This window comes from Peribacillus sp. FSL E2-0159, assembly GCF_038643155.1.
In the GTDB taxonomy this organism is placed as follows: Bacteria; Bacillota; Bacilli; order Bacillales; family DSM-1321; genus Peribacillus; species Peribacillus simplex.
In genome coordinates this window covers 3955020-3980657 of sequence record NZ_CP152053.1, presented here as the reverse complement: position 1 = coordinate 3980657, position 25638 = coordinate 3955020, and the positions used below count along the sequence as shown (strand labels likewise).

General features: G+C 41.8%; 26 protein-coding genes. 23 read left to right on the top strand and 3 right to left on the bottom strand.

All coding sequences use genetic code 11. The features are described from left to right. The first annotated feature begins 9 nt into the window (after window positions 1-9). From NYE63_RS19425 to NYE63_RS19365, 13 genes are all read left to right on the top strand, one after another. Window positions 10-1209: a stage II sporulation protein P gene (locus tag NYE63_RS19425; protein WP_342602341.1), complete on the top strand. Its 1200-nt coding sequence runs from the start codon at window positions 10-12 to the stop codon at window positions 1207-1209. A 21-nt stretch (window positions 1210-1230) separates the two neighbouring features. Beyond that, the gene (locus NYE63_RS19420) at window positions 1231-1554 is read left to right on the top strand and encodes a YqxA family protein (RefSeq protein ID WP_342602340.1); all 324 of its coding nucleotides are present in this window, start codon (window positions 1231-1233) and stop codon (window positions 1552-1554) included. A gap of 175 nt (window positions 1555-1729) precedes the next feature. Continuing rightward, the gene (gene lepA, locus NYE63_RS19415) at window positions 1730-3565 is read left to right on the top strand and encodes a translation elongation factor 4 (protein WP_148359206.1); all 1836 of its coding nucleotides are present in this window, start codon (window positions 1730-1732) and stop codon (window positions 3563-3565) included. Between the two features lie 89 nt (window positions 3566-3654). Beyond that, a complete protein-coding gene (gene hemW, locus NYE63_RS19410; RefSeq protein WP_342602339.1) occupies window positions 3655-4806 on the top strand; it encodes a radical SAM family heme chaperone HemW in 1152 nt (383 codons plus the stop codon). A gap of 124 nt (window positions 4807-4930) precedes the next feature. Continuing rightward, entirely contained in the window at window positions 4931-5959 is a 1029-nt protein-coding gene (gene hrcA, locus NYE63_RS19405) for a heat-inducible transcriptional repressor HrcA (RefSeq protein ID WP_342602338.1), read from the top strand. Window positions 5960-6058: 99 nt separating this feature from the next. Then, window positions 6059-6649, top strand: a complete 591-nt coding sequence (gene grpE, locus NYE63_RS19400; protein ID WP_342602337.1) for a nucleotide exchange factor GrpE — start codon at window positions 6059-6061, stop codon at window positions 6647-6649. A gap of 37 nt (window positions 6650-6686) precedes the next feature. Beyond that, window positions 6687-8519: a molecular chaperone DnaK gene (gene dnaK, locus NYE63_RS19395; RefSeq protein WP_342602336.1), complete on the top strand. Its 1833-nt coding sequence runs from the start codon at window positions 6687-6689 to the stop codon at window positions 8517-8519. 299 nt (window positions 8520-8818) lie between these two features. Continuing rightward, window positions 8819-9934: a molecular chaperone DnaJ gene (dnaJ, locus tag NYE63_RS19390; protein WP_063232996.1), complete on the top strand. Its 1116-nt coding sequence runs from the start codon at window positions 8819-8821 to the stop codon at window positions 9932-9934. A 36-nt stretch (window positions 9935-9970) separates the two neighbouring features. Next, window positions 9971-10912 (top strand): 50S ribosomal protein L11 methyltransferase, encoded by a 942-nt coding sequence (gene prmA / locus NYE63_RS19385; RefSeq protein ID WP_342602335.1) that lies wholly within the window; start codon window positions 9971-9973, stop codon window positions 10910-10912. 139 nt (window positions 10913-11051) lie between these two features. Next, complete coding sequence (locus NYE63_RS19380) at window positions 11052-11804, top strand: 16S rRNA (uracil(1498)-N(3))-methyltransferase (protein WP_342602334.1); 753 nt, start codon at window positions 11052-11054, stop codon at window positions 11802-11804. A 6-nt stretch (window positions 11805-11810) separates the two neighbouring features. Continuing rightward, window positions 11811-13148, top strand: coding sequence for a tRNA (N(6)-L-threonylcarbamoyladenosine(37)-C(2))-methylthiotransferase MtaB (gene mtaB / locus NYE63_RS19375; RefSeq protein ID WP_063232999.1), 1338 nt, complete (start codon window positions 11811-11813; stop codon window positions 13146-13148). A 157-nt stretch (window positions 13149-13305) separates the two neighbouring features. Next, window positions 13306-13977, top strand: a complete 672-nt coding sequence (gene deoC, locus NYE63_RS19370; protein WP_063233000.1) for a deoxyribose-phosphate aldolase — start codon at window positions 13306-13308, stop codon at window positions 13975-13977. A gap of 312 nt (window positions 13978-14289) precedes the next feature. Then, window positions 14290-14700 carry a hypothetical protein gene (locus NYE63_RS19365; RefSeq protein ID WP_342602333.1) on the top strand — a complete coding sequence of 137 codons (411 nt, stop codon included), beginning with the start codon at window positions 14290-14292 and terminating at the stop codon, window positions 14698-14700. A 278-nt stretch (window positions 14701-14978) separates the two neighbouring features. On the opposite strand, the gene NYE63_RS19360 is transcribed toward NYE63_RS19365, so the two are convergent. Further along, complete coding sequence (locus NYE63_RS19360) at window positions 14979-15911, bottom strand: Na/Pi symporter (protein WP_342602332.1); 933 nt, start codon at window positions 15909-15911, stop codon at window positions 14979-14981. A gap of 236 nt (window positions 15912-16147) precedes the next feature. On the opposite strand from NYE63_RS19360, the gene rpsU reads away from it, so the two are divergent. The 5 genes from rpsU to NYE63_RS19335 all read left to right on the top strand — a co-directional run bounded on the left by rpsU (window position 16148) and on the right by NYE63_RS19335 (window position 19979). Further along, on the top strand, window positions 16148-16321 hold the full coding sequence (gene rpsU, locus NYE63_RS19355; protein ID WP_028391853.1) for a 30S ribosomal protein S21: 174 nt from the start codon (window positions 16148-16150) through the stop codon (window positions 16319-16321). A 14-nt stretch (window positions 16322-16335) separates the two neighbouring features. After that, window positions 16336-16779 carry a GatB/YqeY domain-containing protein gene (locus NYE63_RS19350; protein ID WP_342602331.1) on the top strand — a complete coding sequence of 148 codons (444 nt, stop codon included), beginning with the start codon at window positions 16336-16338 and terminating at the stop codon, window positions 16777-16779. Window positions 16780-17078: 299 nt separating this feature from the next. Beyond that, entirely contained in the window at window positions 17079-18404 is a 1326-nt protein-coding gene (locus NYE63_RS19345; protein WP_342602330.1) for a nodulation protein NfeD, read from the top strand. Between the two features lie 35 nt (window positions 18405-18439). Further along, on the top strand, window positions 18440-19459 hold the full coding sequence (gene floA, locus NYE63_RS19340; RefSeq protein ID WP_289327353.1) for a flotillin-like protein FloA: 1020 nt from the start codon (window positions 18440-18442) through the stop codon (window positions 19457-19459). A 22-nt stretch (window positions 19460-19481) separates the two neighbouring features. Beyond that, window positions 19482-19979: a hypothetical protein gene (locus NYE63_RS19335; RefSeq protein ID WP_342602329.1), complete on the top strand. Its 498-nt coding sequence runs from the start codon at window positions 19482-19484 to the stop codon at window positions 19977-19979. Between the two features lie 706 nt (window positions 19980-20685). On the opposite strand, the gene NYE63_RS19330 is transcribed toward NYE63_RS19335, so the two are convergent. Further along, window positions 20686-21171, bottom strand: a complete 486-nt coding sequence (locus tag NYE63_RS19330; RefSeq protein ID WP_342602328.1) for a hypothetical protein — start codon at window positions 21169-21171, stop codon at window positions 20686-20688. Between NYE63_RS19330 and NYE63_RS19325 the strand changes: the two genes are divergently transcribed. Then, the gene (locus NYE63_RS19325; RefSeq protein WP_342602327.1) at window positions 21156-21407 is read left to right on the top strand and encodes a hypothetical protein; all 252 of its coding nucleotides are present in this window, start codon (window positions 21156-21158) and stop codon (window positions 21405-21407) included. The genes NYE63_RS19330 and NYE63_RS19325 overlap by 16 nt on opposite strands. 379 nt (window positions 21408-21786) lie before the next feature. On the opposite strand, the gene NYE63_RS19320 is transcribed toward NYE63_RS19325, so the two are convergent. After that, window positions 21787-22260 carry a hypothetical protein gene (locus NYE63_RS19320; RefSeq protein ID WP_342602326.1) on the bottom strand — a complete coding sequence of 158 codons (474 nt, stop codon included), beginning with the start codon at window positions 22258-22260 and terminating at the stop codon, window positions 21787-21789. 160 nt (window positions 22261-22420) lie between these two features. Between NYE63_RS19320 and NYE63_RS19315 the strand changes: the two genes are divergently transcribed. From NYE63_RS19315 to NYE63_RS19300, 4 genes are all read left to right on the top strand, one after another. Continuing rightward, window positions 22421-22819: a recombinase family protein gene (locus tag NYE63_RS19315; protein ID WP_342602325.1), complete on the top strand. Its 399-nt coding sequence runs from the start codon at window positions 22421-22423 to the stop codon at window positions 22817-22819. 176 nt (window positions 22820-22995) lie between these two features. Further along, window positions 22996-23280 (top strand): sporulation protein YqfC, encoded by a 285-nt coding sequence (yqfC, locus tag NYE63_RS19310; RefSeq protein ID WP_034308511.1) that lies wholly within the window; start codon window positions 22996-22998, stop codon window positions 23278-23280. Window positions 23281-23295: 15 nt separating this feature from the next. Continuing rightward, window positions 23296-24483, top strand: a complete 1188-nt coding sequence (yqfD, locus tag NYE63_RS19305; protein WP_342602324.1) for a sporulation protein YqfD — start codon at window positions 23296-23298, stop codon at window positions 24481-24483. Between the two features lie 3 nt (window positions 24484-24486). Next, window positions 24487-25449, top strand: coding sequence for a PhoH family protein (locus tag NYE63_RS19300; RefSeq protein WP_342602323.1), 963 nt, complete (start codon window positions 24487-24489; stop codon window positions 25447-25449). Window positions 25450-25638: the final 189 nt, after the last annotated feature.

The window sequence follows — 25638 nt, the reverse complement described above, 5'->3', positions numbered from 1 at the left end:
GGTGGAAAGATGAAAAGAAGAAATTCCCCAGGAATCATAACAGCCATTCACGGATCAACAATAATAAAAACTTTTCTAGGTATTCTCGCCTTGCTTCTTTTTGTTTTTTCAGTCAGTGGGGTCATGACTTCCCTAAGACCGGAGTATCGGATATCTTCTAATTCCGTACATACTGTAGCCAACCAATTCTCGGGAAAAATGCTGTTCTCGATGCTGGCCAATGAAAATCATTATCTTTTTAATGCCCTGCCGGAAGGTAAACAGGAATCGATGATCACGAATCAATTGATAAAAGTCTCGACCAACATTTCACTTGAGGACCCGCGAAGTTTACTTGGCAGGGAACTTCCTGGCTTTTCGATTTTTGATAATGAAATCCTCGTTGCTGGGGAAGGAACGAATTATACGAATATGCCATACGAATCCTCACCGCCAGTAGACGTCCTGAATGAAGAAAGGGATGCATCCCTGCAAAACCTGGATGAGATTGAAGAACCGGAAAAAGGAGTGGCCGATCAGCCGAAACAAACGACCAATGGACGGAAAGTGGTCGAGATATACCATAGCCATAACCGGGAGTCATATCTTCCCTATTTAAAAGGAGTGACCAATCCCGACCTAGCCTACCATTCGAAAATCAATATTACGAAACTCGGGGAACGGATGGTTGAAGATTTGGCTGATAAGGGGATTGGCTCCTCGCTCGATAAAACGGATATCATGGGAAATCTGAATAATAAAGGATTGAATTATGCCAAATCCTATCAAGAATCCCGAAAGTCAGTCGAGACGGCATTGGCCAATAATAAAGATTTAGAATACCTGATCGATATTCACCGCGACTCAAAGCGGAAAAAACATACGACAATTACGATCCAAGGTAAAGAGTATGCCAAGATCGCCTTCGTGATCGGGGGGAATAACCCGAACTTTGAAAAAAATGCGGCGCTTGCCAATAAGATTCATAAAGCATTGGAGAAAAAATACCCAGGTATTTCACGAGGGGTTATGAAACAGGGCGGATCTAGCCATAATGGTATATATAATCAGGATTTATCAGGCAATGCCATGCTTATTGAAATTGGCGGTGTTGATAATACTTTCGAGGAAATGTACTTGACCGTTGATGCCTTTACCGATGTTTTCAGTGAATTTTACTGGGATGCCAAAGCAGTGGATAACACAACCGGGGATTCGGAAGCGAAGTAATTTGAAAGGAGTTCTCTTATCATGGTTCGATTTTGGTTGAAATGTACAGGGATTGTGCTCGTATTATTTTTAGGTGTTCTAATCGGGATGCAGCAAGCGAACGACGGGATGAAAAAAATGAAGGGGTATGAAGATCCCTCTTTGAATAGTGCATTCATTATTAACCAAACGGACCAAGGGGAGATGGAAGCGGATATCCTTGGCGAAAAAGTAACGAGTCATGATTTGGAGACGAAAAAAGAAAAGCTTGAAGAAATGAAAGCCTTCAACTTTTTCTCATCGATCGGCAAAACGCTTGGAGAGACCATATCAAGTGCCTTTCAAGCACTTATTGATATGATTTAGTATGAAATAAGTTGAGTGTGCCCTGCCAAAAGGCTGCATCCGAATCCGGAATGCAGCCTTTTTTTATCCAAGGCCCTGCAATGATGCTTCTTTTGTAACTATTCTGTTGAATCTTGCATTTTCTATTGATATAATAAAAAATAGTGTATTGTGTCGACTAGTGGGAGTGAACGTCATGAATAGAGAAGAAAAATTAAAAAGACAATCAAAGATTCGTAACTTTTCCATCATCGCTCATATTGATCATGGTAAATCTACATTGGCGGATCGTATCATTGAAAAAACGAACGCCATGACTCAGCGTGAAATGAAGAGTCAGCTGTTGGATTCCATGGATTTAGAGCGTGAGCGTGGAATTACGATTAAATTGAATGCGATTCAACTGAAATATAACGCAAAAGATGGCGAAGAATATATTTTCCATCTTATTGATACACCGGGACATGTCGATTTTACGTATGAAGTGTCACGAAGCCTTGCAGCGTGTGAAGGTGCTGTCCTTGTTGTCGATGCGGCACAGGGGATTGAGGCCCAAACGCTTGCAAACGTGTATTTAGCATTGGACAACAATCTGGAAATCCTACCGGTCATCAATAAAATTGATTTGCCGAGTGCGGATCCGGAACGGGTACGTGGAGAAATCGAGGAAGTGATCGGATTGGATGCTTCCGATGCAGTCTTGGCTTCGGCTAAAGCGGGAATCGGAATCGAGGAGATTTTGGAACAGGTAGTTGAATTGGTTCCAGCTCCACAAGGTGATCCCGATGCTCCTTTCAAGGCGCTTATTTTCGATTCACTGTTTGATGCGTACCGCGGTGTAGTTGCCTATATCCGTGTTGTTGAGGGTTCCATTAAAGTGGGCGACAAAATCAAAATGATGTCCACTGGCAAGGAATTCGATGTTACCGAATTGGGTGTCTTCAACCCTAAGACCCAGCTGTTGGATGAACTGAACGTCGGTGATGTAGGTTTCCTTACTGCAGCCATTAAAAACGTTGGTGATACGACTGTTGGTGATACGATTACCAGCGCTGTGAATAGTGCGACAGAACCATTGCCGGGTTACAGGAAGATGAATCCGATGGTATATTGCGGTTTATACCCAATTGACGCATCGAAATTCAATGATTTACGGGATGCGTTGGAGAAATTGGAATTGAACGATTCAGCGCTGCAGTTCGAAGCGGAATCATCGCAAGCATTGGGCTTCGGTTTCCGTTGTGGATTCCTTGGACTTCTTCATATGGAAATTATCCAGGAACGGATTGAACGTGAATTCAAAATCGATCTGATCACCACTGCACCGAGTGTTATTTATGATGTGGTCCAAACAGACGGAACGGTCCTGAAAGTGGATAACCCGTCGAATATGCCGGATGCTCAAAAGATCGAACGGGTCGAGGAGCCATATGTCAAAGCAACGATGATGGCACCTACGGAGTTTGTCGGGGCGATCATGGAAATCTGTCAAAATAAACGCGGTAACTTCATTGATATGGAATATATTGATGAGACTCGTGTAAGCATTCATTACGAAATACCATTATCGGAAATCGTGTATGATTTCTTCGATCAATTGAAATCCAATACAAGAGGCTATGCTTCATTCGATTATGAGATGATCGGCTATAAACCGTCCAAGCTTGTGAAGATGGATATCTTGCTGAATTCTGAAACTGTCGATGCTTTAAGTTTCATCGTTCACAAGGACTTTGCTTATGAACGCGGTAAAGTGATTGTTGAAAAATTGAAGAAACTGATTCCGAGACAACAATTTGAAGTGCCGATCCAAGCAGCAATCGGGCAAAAAATCGTGGCTCGTTCCTCGATTAGTGCAATGCGCAAAAACGTATTGGCTAAATGTTACGGCGGCGATATTTCCCGTAAACGTAAGTTGCTCGAAAAACAGAAAGAAGGTAAAAAGCGGATGAAACAGGTAGGTTCCGTTGAAGTTCCGCAAGAAGCTTTCATGGCTGTTTTGAAAATGGATGATACGACACCCAAGAAATAAATAAAATAAACGATAGATAGAAAAAAGAGGGTAGAGGAGATCTAGCCTCTTTTTCTATCGACTCATTCGATTAAAAGGTTGTGAACACAATGATTAAAAGCGCCTACCTCCATATCCCATTTTGTGAACATATTTGTCACTATTGTGATTTCAATAAAGTATTTTTGCAGGGACAGCCGGTTGACGAATATTTACAGATGATGAAAAGGGAAATGGGTATGCAGCTTTCCAAATACCCGACTGCCGGATTAGATACGGTTTTCGTAGGTGGGGGGACACCGACCTCTCTAGATGAAAAGCAGCTTGCATTTTTATGTGAAGCAATCAATGAAACCTTGCCTTTTGATCCAAAAAAGGCTGAATATACATTCGAAGCCAATCCAGGGGATCTTTCGAGGGAAAAACTCGAGATACTTTATCAGTCAGGTGTCAATAGATTAAGCTTTGGAGTGCAAAGCTTCAATGATGAATTATTAAAACGAATCGGCCGGACTCACCGGGCATCTGAAGTATATGAAACGATTCATTTGGCACAAGATGTGGGCTTTACGAATATCAGCATCGACTTGATTTATGGATTGCCGGGCCAAACGATGGAGGATTTCCAAGATACGCTGGATAAGGCGATTGCCCTTCAATTGCCGCACTATTCCAGCTACTCATTGATCGTTGAGCCGAAGACGGTTTTTTATAATCAGATGCGAAGGGGTAAATTAAATCTGCCGCCGCAGGAGCTCGAGGCTTCGATGTATGAGAGGCTGATGGAAGAGATGGAGAAGCATGGTCTGCATCAATATGAAATCAGTAATTTTGCCCGAGCTGGGTTTGAAAGCAGGCACAACCTGACATATTGGGATAATGTGGAGTATTATGGAATTGGTGCCGGTGCACATGGATATACTGGAGGTAAAAGGGTGGCCAATCATGGGCCTGTGAAGAAATATATTAAACCATTGCTGGCGAACGAGCTGCCTGTACTGGAGGAACATCAGGTACCTCTTCATGAACGGATGGAAGAGGAGATGTTTTTGGGGCTCCGAAAAACAGAAGGTGTTTCATTGGAAATCTTCAAGAATAAATTTTTTGTTGAAATGACGGAGATTTTCAGGAAACCGCTCGAAGAAGGATCGGCAAAGGGTCTGCTTAAGGTGGAAGGCGGGTTCGTGCGCTTGACTGAGCGGGGCAAACTGCTAGGAAATGAAGTGTTCCAATCATTTTTAGGCGTTATTGATTCCGACTGAAAGAAATCTATGTTATTTTAACGATGAATTAGCGGTTTTCATTGTTGACATCATAAGCTTCATTTGATAATTTATTAGTATATTAGCACTCGATGAGACAGAGTGCTAACAGAGGTGATCATACATGCTAACTGATCGTCAATTATTGATTCTACAAGTGATAATCGAGGATTTCATCCATTCTGCCCAGCCAGTCGGGTCACGAAGCTTGTCGAAGAAAGATGAAATTACGTTCAGCTCTGCCACAATTCGCAACGAAATGTCTGATCTTGAAGAAATGGGATTTTTAGAAAAAACCCATACTTCTTCCGGTAGGATCCCTTCTGAAAAAGGGTATAGATATTATGTGGATCATTTACTTTCTCCTCAAGCTCCGAAAAAGAATGAAATGAAGATATTAAAATCAGTTTTTGTTGAACGAATTTATGAATTGGAAAAGATCGTTCAGAAGTCAGCGAAAATACTTTCGGAACTGACGAATTATACGGCGATTGTACTCGGGCCAAAAGTGAATGAGCATAAGCTGAAAAAAATCCAGATCATTCCTTTAAGTTCCGAAACGGCAATAGCCATCATTATTACGGATACAGGTCATGTGGAAAATCGAATGATTTCCTTACCGCCTTCTTTTGATATAAACGAAATTGAAAAGATGGTGAACATATTGAATTCCCGTTTGGTCGATGTTCCGCTAGTTGATCTAAAGGATAAGATCTATAAGGAAGTGGCAGTTCTGTTGAGCCGCCATATCCATAACTATGGATCGATGGTCTCCGTCCTTGCGGAGACGCTGACGGACACAAAGCCCGAAAAAATATTTTTCGGCGGGAAAACGAATATGCTGAGGCAGCCGGAGTTCCATGATATTGCTAAAGTAAGCACGCTTTTATCGATGATTGAGCAGGAACAGGGGTTTTATGAACTCATTACTCAAAATCCATCGGGCATCCACGTCAAGATTGGCCGTGAAAATCAAAACACAGTGCTCGATGACTGCAGTTTGATAACGGCAACATACTCAATCGGGCAGGAGCAAGTGGGCACATTGGCCATATTGGGTCCAACGAGAATGGAATATTCGAGAGTGATCAGTTTGCTTTCGTTCTTTTCGAAGGATTTAACGGCCCTGATGACAAAACTGTATCAAAAATAGTAGCAAAGGTAATATTGTTAAGGTGGCGGAGGAGCATATTCCGTGGCCTGGCATATTACTTTAGCATAAATTGTATAACCCTTTTAGGGAGGTGAGATTGTGACAGAAAATAAAAACGAAAAACAAACATTGGAAAATGAAACAATCGAGGAAAGCGCTGCAGAAGCAGTTTTCGCTGAAGAAGAAATTCCAGCGGAAGAAAACCATGGTCCGGTTGAAAAAGATGAACTTCAATTGGCTCATGAAAAGATTGCTGAACTTGAGGCGAAAATCGAAGAAATGGATAACCGTTATCTTCGTCTGCAGGCCGATTTTGATAATTCAAGACGCCGTGCCAAGCTTGATATGGAGGCGGCTCAAAAATATAGAGTTCAAAGTATTGCTAGTGATTTAGTGGAGGCTCTTGATAATTTTGAAAGAGCTACAAAAATCGAAGCGGAAAATGAACAGACGAAATCCTTGCTTCAAGGCATGGAAATGGTCTATAAAGCGATTACTGATGCATTGACTAAAGAAGGCATCGAACCGATCAGTTCGGTTGGCGAAGAGTTCGATCCGCGTTTGCATCAAGCGGTCATGCAAGTTCAAGATGAAAACTTCGGTTCGAACATCGTCGTCGAGGAATTCCAAAAAGGATACCTTCTTAAAGACCGTGTGATTCGACCTGCAATGGTAAAAGTGAACGAATAGGATTTTTACATATAAATAATTGGGAGGTAGTGAAACTATGAGCAAGATTATTGGTATTGACTTAGGTACAACAAACTCTTGTGTATCTGTACTTGAAGGCGGGGAACCAAAAGTAATCCCGAATCCAGAAGGAAACCGTACAACACCATCCGTAGTGGCATTCAAAAATGGAGAAAGGCAAGTAGGGGAAGTGGCAAAACGCCAAGCGATTACAAACCCTAACACGATCATTTCCATTAAACGTCATATGGGTACCAATCATAAAGAAGTAATTGAAGGAAAAGAATACTCACCTCAAGAAGTTTCTGCAATCATCCTTCAATACTTGAAATCATACGCTGAAGAGTATCTTGGCGAGAAAGTTACTAAAGCGGTTATCACAGTACCTGCTTACTTCAATGATGCAGAACGTCAAGCAACTAAGGATGCTGGTCAAATTGCCGGTCTTGAAGTGGAACGTATCATCAATGAACCAACAGCTGCAGCACTTGCATACGGTTTGGATAAAACGGAAGAAGATCAAACGATCCTTGTATTCGACCTTGGCGGCGGTACATTTGACGTGTCGATCATGGAACTTGGAGACGGCGTTTTCGAAGTTAAGTCCACAGCTGGTGACAACCGTCTAGGTGGGGATGATTTCGACCAAGTCATCATCGATTACCTAGTTGAAGCATTCAAGAAAGAAAACGGAATCGACCTTTCAAAAGATAAAATGGCGGTTCAACGTTTGAAAGATGCAGCTGAAAAAGCGAAAAAAGATCTTTCCGGCGTAACGTCAACTCAAATTTCTTTACCATTCATCACAGCTGGAGACGCTGGTCCGCTTCACTTGGATGTAACGATGACTAGAGCTAAATTCGATGAGCTTTCTACAGGGCTTGTGGAACGTACTATGGGACCAACTCGTCAAGCATTGAAAGATGCTGGTCTTTCAGCATCTGAAATCGACAAAGTAATCCTTGTTGGTGGATCTACTCGTATTCCTGCGGTTGTTGAAGCAATCAAAAAGGAAATCGGTCAAGAACCAAGCAAAGGTGTAAACCCTGATGAAGTTGTTGCTATGGGTGCTGCAATTCAAGGTGGCGTATTAACAGGGGATGTTAAAGACGTTGTCCTTCTTGATGTAACTCCACTTTCACTTGGAATTGAAACGATGGGCGGAGTATTCACGAAACTGATTGACCGTAATACTACGATTCCGACAAGTAAATCACAAGTATTCTCGACGGCGGCTGATAATCAAACGGCAGTTGATATCCATGTCCTTCAAGGTGAGCGTCCAATGTCAGCGGATAACAAAACTCTTGGTCGTTTCCAATTGAGTGACATTCCGCCGGCACCGCGTGGAGTTCCACAAGTTGAAGTAACATTCGATATTGATAAAAATGGTATCGTGAATGTTCGTGCGAAAGATCTTGGTACGAACAAAGAACAAGCGATCACTATCAAATCATCTTCAGGACTTTCTGATGAAGAGATCGAACGCATGGTACGTGAAGCGGAAGAAAATGCCGATAGCGATAAGCAACGTAAAGAAGAAGTTGAACTTCGTAACGAAGCTGATCAGTTAGTTTTCCAAACGGAAAAAACGCTAAAAGATCTAGAAGGCAAAGTGGACGAAGCGGAAGTAATAAAAGCGAATGAAGCGAAGGATGAACTGAAAGCTGCAATCGAGAAAAATGAGCTTGAAGAAATCCGCGTGAAAAAAGATGCGCTAAACGAAATCGTTCAAGCTTTGACAATGAAGCTTTATGAAGAAGCGGCAAAAGCTCAGCAAGCTGGCGAAGCCGGTGCTGGAGAGTCTGCTCAAGACGATAATGTGGTGGATGCTGAATACACTGAAGTTAACGAAGAAGAGAAAAAATAAAAAGTGGCCCAATCGGGCCACTGATATATTGGGCAGTATTTCTGCCTGCCATTGTAAAAAAGTCAAAGTCAGGTTATCTTGACTTTGGCTTTTTTTACAGTGGATTGAATCATTGTCGGGAAGTGCTACAATCACTGATGGGGAATCGTGGATTTTAGAGAAAAATATGTGCAAATTGGGGCTGGCAATAGCATTTACAAAAATGTGTTAAAGCCGTTTGTACTTTTCTAGTTGATTATTATCTTCGTTCAGTGATAATATTACCTTTATGTGAATCGAATCGGGAGTGGATTTTAGATATGAGTAAACGCGATTATTATGAGGTGTTAGGCCTTTCGAAGAGTGCTTCGAAGGATGAAATCAAAAAAGCGTATCGAAAGCTCTCAAAACAATATCACCCTGATATTAATAAAGCTGACGATGCTGCGGATAAATTCAAGGAAATCAAGGAAGCTTACGAAGTGTTGAGTGACGAGCAGAAAAAGGCACATTATGACCAATTCGGGCATACAGATCCCAATCAGGGCTTTGGCGGTCAGGACTTTGGCGGTTTCGGCGGTTTTGAAGATATTTTCAGTAGCTTCTTTGGTGGCGGCGGACGCAGAAGAGATCCTAATGCGCCGCGTCAAGGTGCGGATTTACAGTATACGATGACACTTTCTTTTGAAGAAGCTGCATTCGGAAAAGATACTGAGATCGAAATTCCGCGTGAAGAGAATTGTGATACATGTAAAGGATCCGGTGCTAAACCAGGTACAAAAGTGGAAAACTGTTCACATTGTCATGGAACCGGTCAATTGAATGTTGAACAAAACACAGCGTTCGGAAGGATTGTGAACCGGAGAGCATGTCACCATTGTCAAGGAACAGGAAAAATCATTCCTAATAAATGTTCAACATGCGGCGGCGACGGGAAAGTCCAAAAACGTAAAAAGATTCAAGTCAAGGTGCCAGCAGGAATTGATGATGGCCAGCAGTTGCGTGTAACCGGCCAAGGTGAGCCAGGAATCAATGGCGGTCCGGCAGGAGACCTGTATGTAGTCTTCCATGTGCGCAGCCATGAATTCTTTGAGCGGGATGGCGATGATATTTATTGTGAAATGCCGGTTACTTTTGCCCAGGCAGCATTAGGGGATGAAATAGAAGTTCCGACGCTGCATGGTAAAGTGAAGCTGAAGATTCCAGCAGGTACACAAACAAGCACTCGTTTCCGTTTAAAAGGGAAAGGTGTTCCGAATGTCAGAGGATATGGCCAAGGAGATCAGCATGTGGTCGTATTAGTGGTCACCCCTAAGAAATTAACGGAAAAACAAAAGGACCTGCTACGTGAGTTCAGTGATATCAGCGGGCAAGGTGTTGATGAACAAGAAGATGGCTTTTTCTCAAAAGTAAAGCGTGCTTTTAAAGATAGGTGAATAAAAGTAAAAGAACAAATTGGGAGTTGGTAGATTATGAAGTGGTCTGAATTTGCAATCCAAACAACGAATGAAGCGGTTGAACCTGTTTCGAATATTCTTCATGAGGCAGGTGCGAGTGGTGTTGTCATTGAGGATCCTCTAGAATTAGTCAAGGAACGTGAAAACGTTTTTGGCGAAATCTACCACTTAAACCCAGATGATTATCCGAATGAAGGTGTAGTTATTAAGGCTTATCTGCCCGTTAACAGCTTTCTTGGCGATACCATTGATGCTATTAAGGAATCAATCAATACTCTCCTCCTTTTTGATATAGACCTTGGGAAAAATGTTGTTTCAATTAGCGAAGTGAATGAAGAAGAGTGGGCGACGGCTTGGAAAAAATATTATAACCCCGTCAAAATATCCGAACGTTTTACCATCGTGCCAACATGGGAAGACTACACTCCAGTAAGCAGCGACGAATTGATCATTGAACTTGATCCAGGCATGGCCTTCGGAACGGGAACACACCCGACGACGGTCATGTGCATCCAAGCGCTGGAACGTACAGTACGGCCTGGGGATTTAGTCGTTGATGTTGGAACGGGTTCCGGTGTTCTAAGCATTGCAGCTGCATTATTGGACGCAAAACGAATTCAGTCCCTTGATTTGGATGAAGTGGCAGTACAGTCAGCCATACAAAATGTGGAACTAAATAACGTGCAGGATAAAGTGACCGTTTCACAAGGCAATTTGCTGGATGGTGTGAATGAACAAGCGGATATCGTCGTGGCTAATATTCTTGCCGAAGTGATCATGCGTTTTACGGATGATGTAGCGAAAGTGGTTAAACCTGGCGGATATTTCATCGCCTCAGGAATCATTCAAACTAAGAAACAAGATGTGAAGGATGCGATTATAGCATCTGGTTTCACCGTTGAAGAAACGATCTTGATGGAAGATTGGGTGGCAATAATCGCGAAAAGAAATAATTAATTGAAAAAGTTACTCTGATTATCGGGTATTTGGATAGTCAGAGTACCTTTTTTTAGCTTGAATCTTTGCACGGCTTGCATTCTGGATTCCTGACTGTTAGCCTGTGAGTTTTTTTAGACTAGACGAAGTAGGTGGCAGTGTGCAACGGTATTTTCTTAACGAAGTAGACATCAATGGAAACACGGTGACGATATCAGGCGATGATTTTCACCATATCTCCAGGGTGATGAGAATGGGACCAGGGGAGCGGATCATCACGGTGAAAGGTAATGGTATGACGGCGGTCGCGGAAATTTCGGAAATTACTGATGATGCTGTTATAGGGACCGTTACCGAATGGAAGAATGAAGAAAAGGAACTTCCTGTGAGGGTAGTGATAGCGAGCGGTCTGCCTAAAGGGGATAAGTTGGAATATATCGTTCAAAAGGGTACTGAACTGGGTGCCGTTGAATTTATCCCTTTTATTGCTGCTCGTTCGGTGGTAAAATGGGACCACAAAAAGGTAGGTAAGAAATTGGAGAGGCTCCAGAAGATTTCAAAAGAGGCGGCTGAGCAATCCCACCGTACGGTTATGCCTACCATCAAGGAACCGATGACGGTAGATCAGCTTGCTGGGTATGCTTCTGGATTCGATCATAAATTAATCGCTTTTGAGGAAGAAGCAAAACGGGGGGAAACTTCTGTACTCGCTTCTGTCTTGAATGATATTACCGCTGGGCAATCCATCCTATTCGTATTTGGGCCTGAAGGTGGTTTAGCAGATAAGGAAATTGAAAAACTGACTGATGCCGGTTTTATGGCTTGCGGTCTTGGACCAAGAATATTAAGAACTGAAACAGCACCTTTATATGCACTATCCGCTGTTTCTTATCATGTAGAACTTTTGAGGTGATGAAAAATGGCAACGGTCGCTTTCCATACATTAGGCTGTAAAGTGAATCATTATGAAACAGAGGCTATATGGCAATTATTCAAAACTGGGGGATATGATCGTGTTGAGTTTGAAAATACATCAGATGTATATGTCATCAACACATGCACGGTGACAAACACTGGCGATAAGAAAAGCCGTCAGGTCATCCGTCGTGCCATTCGTAAAAATCCGAATGCCGTCATAGCGGTAACGGGTTGTTACGCACAGACATCGCCGGCAGAAATCATGGCCATACCAGGTGTGGATATTGTTGTAGGAACACAAGATAGGGTTAAACTCCTTGATTACATTGAGCAATTCAAGGTTGAACGTGAACCAATCAATGCCGTAGGAAATATCATGAAAAACCGTGTCTACGAAGAGTTGGATGTACCTGCTTTTACAGACCGTACGCGCGCTTCACTTAAGATTCAGGAAGGTTGCAATAATTTCTGCACTTTCTGCATCATCCCTTGGGCTCGTGGCTTGATGCGTTCCCGCGATCCAAAAGAAGTCGTTCACCAGGCTGAACAGCTTGTCGAGGCAGGCTATAAAGAGCTAGTCCTCACCGGAATTCATACTGGCGGCTACGGAGACGATTTAAAAGACTATAATTTGGCGATGCTGCTGCGGGACTTGGAAAAAGTCGATGGGCTGAAGCGTATCCGAATTTCATCCATTGAAGCCAGCCAAATTACAGATGAGATCATTGAAGTGCTGACGAATTCGAAAAAAGTGGTACGTCATTTGCATATACCAATCCAATCGGGTTCCGATACAGTGCTAAAACGGATGAGACGTAAATATACGATGGATTTCTTCGGTGATCGAATCGAAAAGTTGAAAATTGCACTTCCGGGTCTTGCAGTTACCTCTGATGTCATCGTAGGTTTCCCAGGTGAAACCGAAGATGAATTCATGGAGACATATAACTTTATAGAAAAATATAAATTCTCCGAACTTCATGTTTTCCCTTATTCAAAACGGACAGGGACTCCGGCTGCCCGTATGGAAGATCAAGTGGATGAAGAGGTCAAAAATGAACGTGTCCACCGCCTTATCACTTTGTCGGATCAGCTGGCAAAAGAGTACGCCTCCCGATTCGAGGGGGAAGTTCTTGAAGTCATTCCTGAAACGAAGTTGGAAAATGGACTTTATGAGGGTTATTCCGATAATTACATGAAAGTCGTCTTCCCTGCTTCGGAAGAAATGGTTGGCGAAATCGTCAAAGTGAAAATTACAAAGTCTGGCTATCCATTTAGTGAAGGACAGTTCGTGACGGTCGTGAAGGATTTTCCGTTGCAACAAGCATCCAATATCTAAGACAGCGGTAAACCGCTGTCTTTTTTTTATCCTCTTTTAGATGTGTTATCTTGGTACATTCGGGTAAAGACTATATATATCGTCAAAGTGGATAAACTATGGTATCATGAGAGGTACGTACAACTAGTTATAGATTGTTTTTGAGGAGGATTTATTAATGTCACAAAATGTAGCAGGTTTAATTGACCACACGTTATTAAAAGCAGATGCAACCAAAGAGCAAATAAAGGTATTATGCGAAGAAGCGAGAGAGTATAACTTTGCTTCCGTATGCGTAAACCCAACTTGGGTGAAATATGCAAGCGAACTTTTGGAAGGTTCAGAAGTGAAAGTTTGTACGGTTATCGGCTTCCCTCTAGGTGCAACCACACCGGAAACCAAAGCTTTTGAAACGAAAGACGCCATCTCCAATGGCGCTCACGAAGTCGATATGGTGATCAATATCGGCGCATTGAAGGACAAGGATGATGAGTTGGTAGAGCGGGATATTCGTGCTGTTGTAGCGGCATCCACTGGTAAGGCTCTTTCAAAAGTGATCATTGAAACTTCTTTATTGACTGATGAAGAAAAAGTCCGTGCATGTGAATTGGCCGTAAAAGCCGGAACGGATTATGTGAAAACATCAACTGGTTTTTCGACCGGCGGAGCGACTGTTGAAGATATCACGCTTATGAGAAAAACGGTTGGCCCGGATATCGGTGTCAAAGCTTCAGGCGGAGTCCGCAACACGAGCGATGCCCAGAAAGTGATTGAAGCTGGTGCAACAAGAATTGGAGCGAGTGCAGGTGTCTCCATCGTAAAGGGCTTAACGGCTGATTCCGATTATTGATTTTAAAAAGGGACGTATAATAAGTCCCTGAAAATAAAAAAGGCGGAGAAAAATAAAATATTTTTCTCCGCCTTTTTTATTATTACTTCCATAAGTTAATCGGATTGTAATTGAACTGGTTATATCCCATGCCTTTGTGCATTGCCCCTATTTCTTCCTGAAAAAGGTGGCCTCGTATCATTTCTGGATTTGTACTTGTCATTTTTGGAACCCATAAATTCAAAAATAAGCTTATTGTGGATTTAATAGATAGTAGGGGGAAAAGAGGGGAGTAAACGTGCTTATATTAAATACATAAACAGGGGGAGGAAAATGAAAAAACGGGTTTTTAATTTACTTTTATCAATAACATTAGCTTTTTCTTTAATTAGCGTTTCAATGGCTGTACCTAAAAAAGCAGAAGCATGTTATCCAGCATACAAATGTATGTCCAGATCTACTTTACCTACAAGTTATAAATTAATGTTTAGTAATAAAGATAGATCAAAAGGGGTATTCATTGGTATAACGGCCGTTAGTGCTGGTGGTCTTATTCCTGGAGTTGGGATACCTTCCTTCCTTTCAGCAACTGCATTAGGTGTGAAAGAATTATACGGATACGCTTCTTATAAATCTTACGTGAAAAGGAATACGAAATCTGGTAAGATTGGTATAATTAAAACAGTGCACTATAAGGAAAAAAATTATAAAGGTAAAACTAAAACTACTTACGATGAGTGGTGAAATATATGGTGAAATTTTGGGTATATAACACTTTAATAACCGTTCTATTTATAATGGCAGTAACGTTTTTTTATCTAACTTCTTTCTCTAGTAAAGGTATGATCGTTTTGATAGTAGCTGCTGTTATATTGAGTGGTTTGAGCTTATTAAACCATAAAACTAATTATAAAAAGATTAGCTGAAATCGTTTACCGCCCTTAATATCTATGCGTTTAGGTTATGTATATCTTATTTATGGCTGTCCCATAGTCAGTTGCCAACGACTTTTGGACAGCTCCTTATTTTTTTAAGTGTGGCCGATGCACCATAAGAATGAGGTTGGAGAATTGCCGTGCGAATGGCAAGACGGCCAAAGAATTCAAGATATTGAAAATGACACTGGCATGAGCGAGCTGTGTCCCCTTGTTTTCGGTGAAAAAGGCAGCTGTGCTTTCCAGGATGTCCACAAAAGGCAGGAATGCGGCAACCCCGATGACGTTTAGCCAAATATGTGCATAAGCTGTGAAGGCGGCTTGTCTACCAGAACCGATGCTGGCCATGTATCCGGTGATGCAAGTGCCTATATTCGATCCGAGCATGATGATGATTGCGGAGGAGACGGATAACTCCCCATTCATCAAAAAGCTCATGGCTATCCCGATGGTTACCGAACTGGAGTGAATGAGTGCTGTCAATAATATCCCTGCTAATAGGGCATAACTCATATGGCCCTCTATGTAATGGATGATCGTCTGAATGGATGGATAGGCTGCAATCGGTGTCGAAAGCGTTTTAAAACCACTCATCGCCGCGAAGATGGCCGAGATTCCGATCAGGGACATCCCTAAGCTTCTCGGTAATGCTTTTGGCATGAAGCAAAGGAAAGCGCCGCTTAAGACACCGGGAATGATCCAACGATCCAAAGAGAAGGTCATGAACTCTGCTGTAAAGGTGGATCCGATATTCGTTCCAAGAATAATCCCGATTGTTTGCGGGAACGTTAAGCTTCCTGCGGAAACGAGGCCGACCGTCATGACCATGACCGCCGAGCTGCTCTGCAGGATCCCCGTAAAGATGGTTCCGGCCAAGAAGCCTTTCCAGGGCTTATCCGTAACCTTTGAAAGAAAAGTTTTTAATGCTGCACCGGACATATTGAACAGTCCGATTCGTAAAACTGACATACCTGCCAAAAATATCGCAATGAATAAAAGGAATAAAAATAGCTCATGCATGACTGTCACCCCTTAGTAAGCTTATGGCCCATTAACGGGAGACATGCTATAAATTGGATTTTCATGCAAGTTGCATAATTGTTTAGTGAAAAATTATGATAATAACGTGATGATATTCAAAATAAGTTTGATTTTATTGGTTGACCTGATAAAGATGATATATTATAATTGTTTAGTACATGTATAACATGTTGACAACTTGAGTTAGTGTGTTGTTTTCGGAGGGAGGGAAAGAGATGTCTAAAACCGTCGTTCGTAAAAACGAATCGCTTGAAGATGCTCTTCGTCGTTTCAAACGTACTGTATCTAAAGCAGGATCGCTTCAGGAAGCTAGGAAGCGTGAATTTTATGAAAAACCAAGCGTAAAACGTAAGAAAAAGTCTGAAGCTGCAAGAAAACGTAAATTCTAAGAGAGGGTGGAAAGATGAGTCTTCTCGAGCGTTTAAATAATGATATGAAACAAGCGATGAAGAACAAGGAAAAGGACAAACTATCTGTTATTCGGATGCTGAAAGCTTCTATTCAAAACGAAGCTCTGAAGCAGAGACAAGATTTAACAGATAATGAAGAATTGACAGTGCTCTCTCGCGAATTAAAACAACGCAAAGACTCCCTCCAGGAGTTTGAAAACGCAGGTCGTTCAGATCTCGTGGATAAAGTCCGCACCGAACTAGTATACGTAGAGGCATATATGCCTGAGCAACTTTCAGAAGAAGACATTTCTAAAATCGTTAAACAAACGATTGAAGAAGTCAATGCAACATCCAAAGCAGATATGGGCCGAGTTATGGGAGCTTTAATGCCTAAAGTTAAAGGTAAAGCGGATGGTTCTCTAGTAAACAAATTAGTACAACAACATCTATCTTAAACTCTAAACTTAAAACTCGAAACCTAACCGCAGGCAAATTGCCTGTGGTTTTTGTGTATTTCATGATTTTTATGCGTATATTATTCAAACGAAGCCCAAGATAATAGGGGCACTTTTAATTTTATTAGCTTTTTTTGAAACCTTTTTCATATACATACGTAATAACTAAAGAACAGAGTAAAGGGTTGCTTCATTTGCTCCTTATTCGAATTTTAGTTGTGTGCTGAATTTACTGGTAGGTTTTCCTCCTGAATACTGGAGGCACTTACCGCGTTTAATACGGGAAAGGGGGCGTTCCGTTGAAAATTTGGCGTTATTTATCTGTACTCTTATTTGGATTGCTGTTCACCATGTCTTCTTTTGGGGGATCTACGGTATCTGCAAACGAGAAGATCGTTTACCATGTACCAATTGAAGAAACGGTGGAAAAGGGACTCTCGGCCTTTTTGGAACGCGCGCTGACCACTGCTGAAGCAGCTGATGCAGATCTTGTCGTTTTCGAGGTGAATACCCCTGGAGGTGCTGTGGATGCAGCAGGGGAAATTGCAAAGTTACTGTCGGATTCACCAATCAAGACTGTTGCCTACGTCAATAACAGGGCTTTATCTGCAGGGGCATACATTTCTCTAAGTGCAGATGAGATCTATATGGTTCCGAGTGCCACTATGGGATCTGCCGCTGTGATTGATTCAACAGGGAACGCTGCAAGTAAGAAAGCGCAATCTTATTGGTTAGCTGCCATGAAGACAGCTGCAGAACAAAATGGACGTGATCCCATATACGCCCAGGCAATGGCGGATGTTGACATCGATCTACCCGAATATGGAGCGGAAAAAGGGAAGTTGCTGACATTTACAGCTGAACAGGCAAAAAAGGCTGGATATAGTGAAGGCACCGTCTCTGGGAAAGCGGAGTTGTATAGTATACTTGGAGTTGAGGATGCTGATATTCGGTCAATCGAAGAAAGCTTTCCTGAGAAACTTGCCCGCTTTTTGACCAACCCGATCGTCGTCCCAATTTTATTAACGATAGCGGGAATCGGGATTGTGATGGAATTATTTTCACCCGGTTTTGGTATTCCGGGGGTCATTGGAATCACCAGTCTTGTCTTATTCTTCTATGGTCATCTTGTCGCCGGTATCACCGGATACGAATCGTTAGCGATGTTCATCATTGGGGTCATTCTCGTACTAGTTGAATTTTTTATCCCAGGGGGGATTATCGGGCTGCTCGGGTTTACAGCGATAGTGGGGAGTCTGTTCCTTGCGACAGGTGATCCGGTCCATATGACGATCTCCTTGCTAATTGCGGTCACCGTATCCATTTTGGTATTCATCCTACTTGTAAAGGTGTTTGGAAAACAGATGAAATTTTTCAAGAAAATGATATTAACCGATGCAACAAAAACGGAACAAGGATATGTCAGCAATCCGAATCGTTTGGATTTATTAGGTGTAGAAGGGAAGGCCCTTACAGATTTGAGGCCTTCAGGAACGGCCTTGGTCAAAGAAGAAAGAGTGGATGTCGTGACCGAAGGAAGCTTTATTTCCAAAGGTTCGTCAATCATTATCATTAAAGTTGAAGGATCAAGGGTAGTCGTCCGGGAAATTCCGGATTCAAATTAAAATTAAGAGATACAGGAAGGATGAATCATTAAGTGATAACTTCAGGAACGATATTTATTGTACTGGCAGTGATTGCTGCCATCATCGTATTGGCAGTGTTTTTCACATTCGTACCAGTAATGTTATGGATTTCCGCTTTGGCGGCAGGAGTCAAAATCAGTATATTTACATTAGTTGGGATGAGGCTTCGCCGTGTTATACCAAGCAGGGTTGTTAATCCCCTTATCAAGGCCCATAAGGCTGGAATCAATGTTTCAACGAATCAATTGGAGAGCCATTACCTTGCAGGGGGTAATGTTGATCGCGTAGTGAATGCTTTAATTGCTGCAGAACGTGCCAATATCGTCTTACCTTTCGAACGGGGTGCAGCTATTGACCTGGCAGGTCGTGATGTTCTTCAAGCCGTTCAAATGAGCGTTAACCCGAAAGTGATCGAAACTCCGTTCATCTCTGGTGTAGCGATGAATGGGATTGAAGTGAAAGCGAAGGCAAGGATTACGGTCCGTGCCAATATTGAACGTCTAGTCGGTGGTGCCGGTGAAGAGACGATCATTGCCCGTGTAGGTGAAGGGATCGTATCGACGATCGGTGCTTCTAAAATGCATACAGATGTACTGGAACATCCCGATTTGATTTCTAGAACGGTTTTATCAAAAGGGTTGGATTCTGGAACGGCATTCGAAATTCTTTCCATTGACATCGCTGAAGTGGATATCGGGAAAAATATCGGGGCCATATTACAGACGGATCAAGCCGAGGCAGATAAGAAAATAGCCCAGGCGAAGGCCGAAGAACGGCGTGCAATGGCTGTTGCACTTGAACAGGAAATGGTTGCCCGTGTTCAGGAAATGCGAGCGAAGGTTGTTCAATCCGAAGCCGAAGTTCCGTTGGCCATGGCCGATGCACTGAAAAGCGGAAATCTTGGAGTGATGGATTATATGAATATCCAAAATATCACGGCCGATACGGATATGCGCGGCTCCATCAGTAAAATATCCGAAAATCCAAAGGATAACAATAATATCAACAACAATAACAATAACAATAATAATTAGGTCAGGGAAGGGAGGTCTTTAAATGGGAGATTTTATTGATTTCTTTCTCAAGAACCCATTCCTTATCATTGTCTTGATCGGTATCTTAACGTCCATGTTAGGAAAGAAAAAGCAGCAAAATGTTGATCCAAACACGCCTCCGAAAAAGAAATGGCAGGAGGTCATGCGGGAGCTTCAGGGCGAAATGTCGCAAGGGGAACAGCAGCAAAGGCCTGCCCCTGCTCCCGTAAGGAAAGTCGATCAGCAGGCAACACAGGCTTTTGAAGTAATCGATGAGACGAAGAACGAAGCGAACAAAAGGATTGCGGAGCTTAGACGGCTTCAGCAGAAGTACGATCAAGAGCGTTTATATCAAAAAGCGAAAGCGGATCAAATTACATCAGCGATTTCTGATAATAACAGTCCGGTCTATCGCAAAGGGCCGTCTTTTGGCAAAAAGCAGCTGATTGATGGCATCATCATGTCAGAAGTGCTGGGACCGCCAAGGGCGAAGCGAAGTCTTCAGAGGTCCAGAAGGTAATTCGGAATCCCTAACTTTTTTCAGTACATCCTGAAAAAATAGACTTTCAATCCCTTATAATTTTGTGCTAGAACCCTCTTTCATTTCATACATTGAGATGTTTTAAAGAGGGTTCTTTTTATATGCAGTCTAACTACAGATGTAGAGCAAGGGAGTCTTTAAACAAACTAAGAACAGTTGTAGACGACAGTACTTTTTTAGCTATCCAAATGGATAAGGTTATTCAAGCATTCAGTAACATACAAAATATTGTTATATGACCTTGATAAAACAATAGAAACTTTAGGTAGTTATTTTGAGAACATCTTTGATGAATTTTATCAACCAACAGATTCAGATGAAAGAGTGATTACTCAAGCTCATATAAATAAAAGAAATGTGGTTTGGAAAAAGGAATATGAGGATAGGCTTTCTGAAGTAGGATTCCGTCTTTATAAACCTGAAGAAGATGTATACTAACTGCACCTATAGCCTAAGTTTAGAAAAATTACTTCAGTTACAGCTGCCATTTTCGGCGGTTTTTTTTATGGACTAACGGGGGAGTTTAGGTGAAGAAGGGGGAGACTTCGTTTAATTTACCTGTGAAACTAAAAACCACCACGTTCAATAAGCATCTGAAAGTTGTAAAACAGAAAAAGCCCACAACCTTGGGGTTGGGACTCTTCATTCTCCTATTTACGGACTTTGTCTTGTCCCATTTAGGCAATTAGTTGGCAATTTTTGTAACCACTATTGAAGGATACCTATACATTACATTGAGAGATGCAGATATTACCCTAATACTTAGCCTATCGTTTGCGGCTAATTGCAGTTGGATTGTTTTTCCTATCGTGTTTCTAATTTCAACTTGCGATGGGTTACCGCCTGGTCCGCCTGTAATACGATTAAAGGATTCAAAAGTGCTTCCAAGAACTGGAGTTGTATCGTTTATGAATAACCTGAACTGCACTTCGGTATTAAACGCCAAGTTAGAAGCATTAATAAGCCTAGCTGTTAAATCCATGCTGATCTCATATACCCCAGCAGTTAAAACCTCAAGGTCAGTATAAGGGCCAGGACCAGGAGGAAATGGAGCTGTTCCTAATAACGGCCCAGGAGTAGTGAATACAACCTTCTGCCCTAAAGCAGGTGGACTTACCTGAGACACTGGGACAAAAGTTCCAGATGGATCGTACAATGATCCATAAGCCAAAGCACCGCCTGGTCCCTGAGGACCTTGAGGTCCCTGAGGACCTTGAGGTCCCTGAGGTCCCTGAGGACCTTGTGGTCCCTGAGGACCTTGTGGTCCCTGAGGACCTTGTGGTCCTTGAGGACCTTGTGGTCCTTGAGGACCTTGAGGGCCTGTTGCCCCTTGTGGTCCCTCAGGACCTTGAGGACCTGTTTTCCCTGGAGGCCCCTGAGGACCTGTTTTCCCTGGAGGCCCCTTAGGTCCGCACGGAATACATGAGTTGCAATGTATGCATGAGCATCTCTTATTAATTGGATCCAAATATATCATCTCCTTTCAAATTATGTTATCAATATATTTAAAATAGAAGGAATTGGCTTGTACGCATTGCTTATTACAGTAAAAAAATCTTATTTCGTATGCCTTTTAGCCATTAAAAGGTGGCCATCGGATATAGCCCCCTCCAAGTTGTTTCTCTGATTTATCCAATTCGAAATCTTCATCCATTTTTAACCACTCTCTCAATTGAGTAGTAAGAATCAATGAATGAGATCTATTTTCAAAAGAATTATCAAGAATGCTTAAAAGTAATATTAAAACCACTTAGTAAAGAAAAGGATACCCCTACTTGGAGTATCCTCATTTAGGTTCTATAAACACCACAAAATAATCCTTGATTATGCCTTGGCTAGCTTTATATCTCTCTACAGGACTTATGATTATACTCTCTGCATCACCTTTTGCATAAAGCACCTTATTGATTATAAGCTTCAATAATCGATTACATTCTGCTATATGGTGTGGAGAAGCTTCCGTATTATATAGATAGTAGAATTGATCAATCTTCTCAATCAAAGCTTCATATTGAGATGTGATTGATACTTTATCGGTTGATTCGATATCTTTAAGCAAATTATCTATTGTATTAGAGATCCTCTTCAGTTCTGATTCAGTATTGGATTTCTCGGTCAAATATTCTTCCTTGGAAAACACCTCGTCAAGATATGCTGAGCGGATGCGCTTTAGTTTCGCATTCAGCTTTTCTAGAGTCTTTTTCATTTCTTCGACTTGTTGAGCAAGACTACTTTTAGAAACCGTCTCAGTAGACTCCAATGCCTTTTGCCACTTTTCATAACTAAATGATTTAATGAAATGGAATTCATTTATAAAGGTATCAATTAGTTTATGAGCAGTTATATGAAGAGGTTGAATCGGGAGGCAGGTTGAAGAGAGAAAAGTCCTATTACAATTACTTAAAGATATTGCACAAGGCTTGTATGATGGAATAGTTGTAGTTGAACTCAGTAGGATTGATCGTGATAATCTCTATTCACAAATGATTGCAAAGGTATTAGAAGAGAATGATGTTCCTATCATCACTCCAAGCAAATTATTCAACCTGAACGATGAATCAGACCGTTTTATGTTTGATGTGGCATCGATGATATCAAGTAAAGAGCTAAAGGCTATCACTCGCAGAATGAAGAACGGCAAGATAGAGGGTGCTAAACGTGGCGAATGGATTCAGGGTACTCCGCCAATAGGATACAAGCGGAATGATGATAAGAAACTCGTTATCGTTGAATCTGAAGCTATACTTGTCCAACAGATATATAACTATGAGTACTTATATGATTTTGATTCGCATAATCTTGTAGTGATTGTCCTGTGATTGAGTAGAACAGCTTCAGATTCATTATTATCACTTGAGATTCGATTATAGATGGCTACTGTTTTAATTAGCATGTTATGAACTCCTATAGAATAGTATGGTATTAAGATTAACTTATATCATAGCTACAGTCTGTAAGTAATCTCATGCGTTGAGATGAAAGGGGGTTCTTTTTTATGGCTCGCAATTGGGGAAAAAAAGTGAAACAGCTTATGACCAAAACAATGGACCTTCCGCAAGATGTCATGATGGACCTGCCGCGAATTACAATGATCGGACAATTACATATTTATATTGAAAACCATCGTGGCTTATTGGCTTTTACAGACAGCGAAGTGCGATTGATGCTGAAAAATGGGCAATTGCTGATAAAGGGAAATGCCTTTGTCATAAAGACGATTTTGCCGGAAGAAATCATGCTCGAAGGCAAAATTGACAAGGTTTATTTTATCAATGAATGATCCCGGGAGGTCTCCATGAAAAACCAATGGACAAACTATTATACAGGCTATGTAAAGGTGAAGGCTTATGGAAAAGGTGCAGAACGGCTGATTAATATGCTGACGAGAAGGGGGCTTCATATATGGGATGTGAAGCGTGTCGGAAGCGAATCCCTGATTTTCCATATGGATGTCAGGGATATCCCCAAACTCCGTCAGGTCATGCGTAAGAGCGATTGTAAAGTAAAGTTCATGCAAGGAAAGGGTTTCCCTTTCCTAATGAAGAGAGTCATGAAAAACAGCGGGTTTTTAGCGGGGATGATCGCTTTCCTGCTTTGCATATTTGTACTTTCCAATATGGTATGGGGCATCGAGGTTCAAGATGCCAAACCGGCAACCGAGCATGCCATCCGGAAAGAATTGGACAAGATGGGCGTGAAAATCGGTAAAGTGCAATTCTTTGTTGATGATGTGGATACGATTCAGCGAAAGCTGTCGGACCGGATTGGTGCATTGACATGGGTAGGGGTTGAGCTGAAGGGAACGACATACCATTTTCGGGTTGTAGAAAAGCGGCAGCCAAAAGAAGTTGAGAAAACATCTCCACAGAATCTGGTAGCGTCAAAAAAGGCGATCATCACTGATATGTTCGTTGAAAAGGGACAATCTATTGTTAATGTGAATGATTATGTAGGAAAAGGACAACTTCTTGTTTCAGGACTGATCGGAAAAGAGGATAAACAGGAAATCGTATCCGCACAGGGAGTAATAAAAGGGAAAACTTGGTATAAAGCAAAGGTGGAGGTTCCATTAAAAACCAAGTTTTCCGTTTTTAACGGAAATGAAACGAGCAGGCATTTTTTGAAAATGGGAGGTTTTTCCCTGCCGGTATGGGGGTTCAAGGATCCGGGATACGAAAAACAAGAAAAAGAAACGACAGTGAGGCCGTTTCACTTTCTTCAATGGGAACTGCCCATTTACTATAAACAAGTGACCTTAAGGAGCAAAGAAGATATTGTACGAAGTTATACGGAGGAAGAAGCGGTGAAGGAAGGCAGGAAAATGGCTAAAGCAGAATTGAAAAAGCATTTGGATGAGGAAGATGAAATAGTCGAAGAAAAAATTTTGCACGAAAGCATGGAGAATGGTAAAGTTAAATTATCTATACATTACCAAGTTATTGAAGATATAGCGATTGGACAACCAATCATTCAAGGAGACTAACGAATGGCAGATGATGTGAAAGTAATTAAGCTCGAAATACAATCACCCAATGAAGCGATCGCGTTATTGGGCAATGGGGATTCAAATGTAAAAGTGCTTGAAGAGGAGCTTGGCATCTCCGTCATAACCCGAGGTGAAGCGGTGAGTGTTGCCGGGGATATCGAGCGGGTAACGATGGGGGAGGAAATCCTTAAGGCATTATTGACAGTTATCAGAAAAGGAATTGCAATCAGTTCCAGAGATGTGCTTTATGCAATTGAATTGGCAAAAAAAGGCACATTGGAGTATTTCGGTGAATTATATGATGAGGAAATCGCTAAAACGGCTAAGGGAAAATCCATTAAAGTCAAAACAATCGGGCAGAGGTACTATATCCAGGCAATAAAGAAACAGGACCTTGTATTTGGAATAGGGCCTGCTGGAACCGGAAAGACATATCTTGCTGTAGTGATGGCCATCAATGCATTGAAAAATGGACATGTTAAACGGATTATCCTGACACGGCCTGCCGTCGAAGCAGGGGAGAGCCTCGGTTTTCTGCCGGGTGATCTGAAGGAAAAGGTAGATCCGTATCTAAGGCCGCTGTATGACGCTCTCCATGACCTCCTAGGGTTGGAACAGACGCTAAGGATGATAGAGCGCGGAACGATTGAAATAGCTCCTCTGGCTTATATGAGGGGCCGTACGCTTGAAGATGCCTTTGTCATATTGGATGAAGCCCAGAATACGACGGAAGCTCAAATGAAGATGTTCTTGACCCGGCTTGGTTTCGGATCGAAAATGGTCATTACGGGAGACCGGACCCAGATTGACCTTCCAAAAGGTATGAAGTCAGGTCTGGTTCGGGTAGAAGAGATCTTGAAGAATGTTAAAGGCCTTTCCTTTGTTTATTTTGAACAAAGTGATGTTGTGAGACATCCGCTTGTCGCCAAAATCATTACTGCTTACGAGCAGGCGAAGTCATAAGAAAAAAATCCGCCATTTCAATCGGCGGATTTTTCGTGATGTGTCTAAATGACAAACTTTTTGGTTAAAAGGTGGATAAGGAACGAAAGAAGCTTTACATTTATCAATACGAAGGTGAAAATTTACATGAAAACTGTTATGATTTTACATATCTAGAATATTAAACATCATTTTTTTTAGGAGGACCTT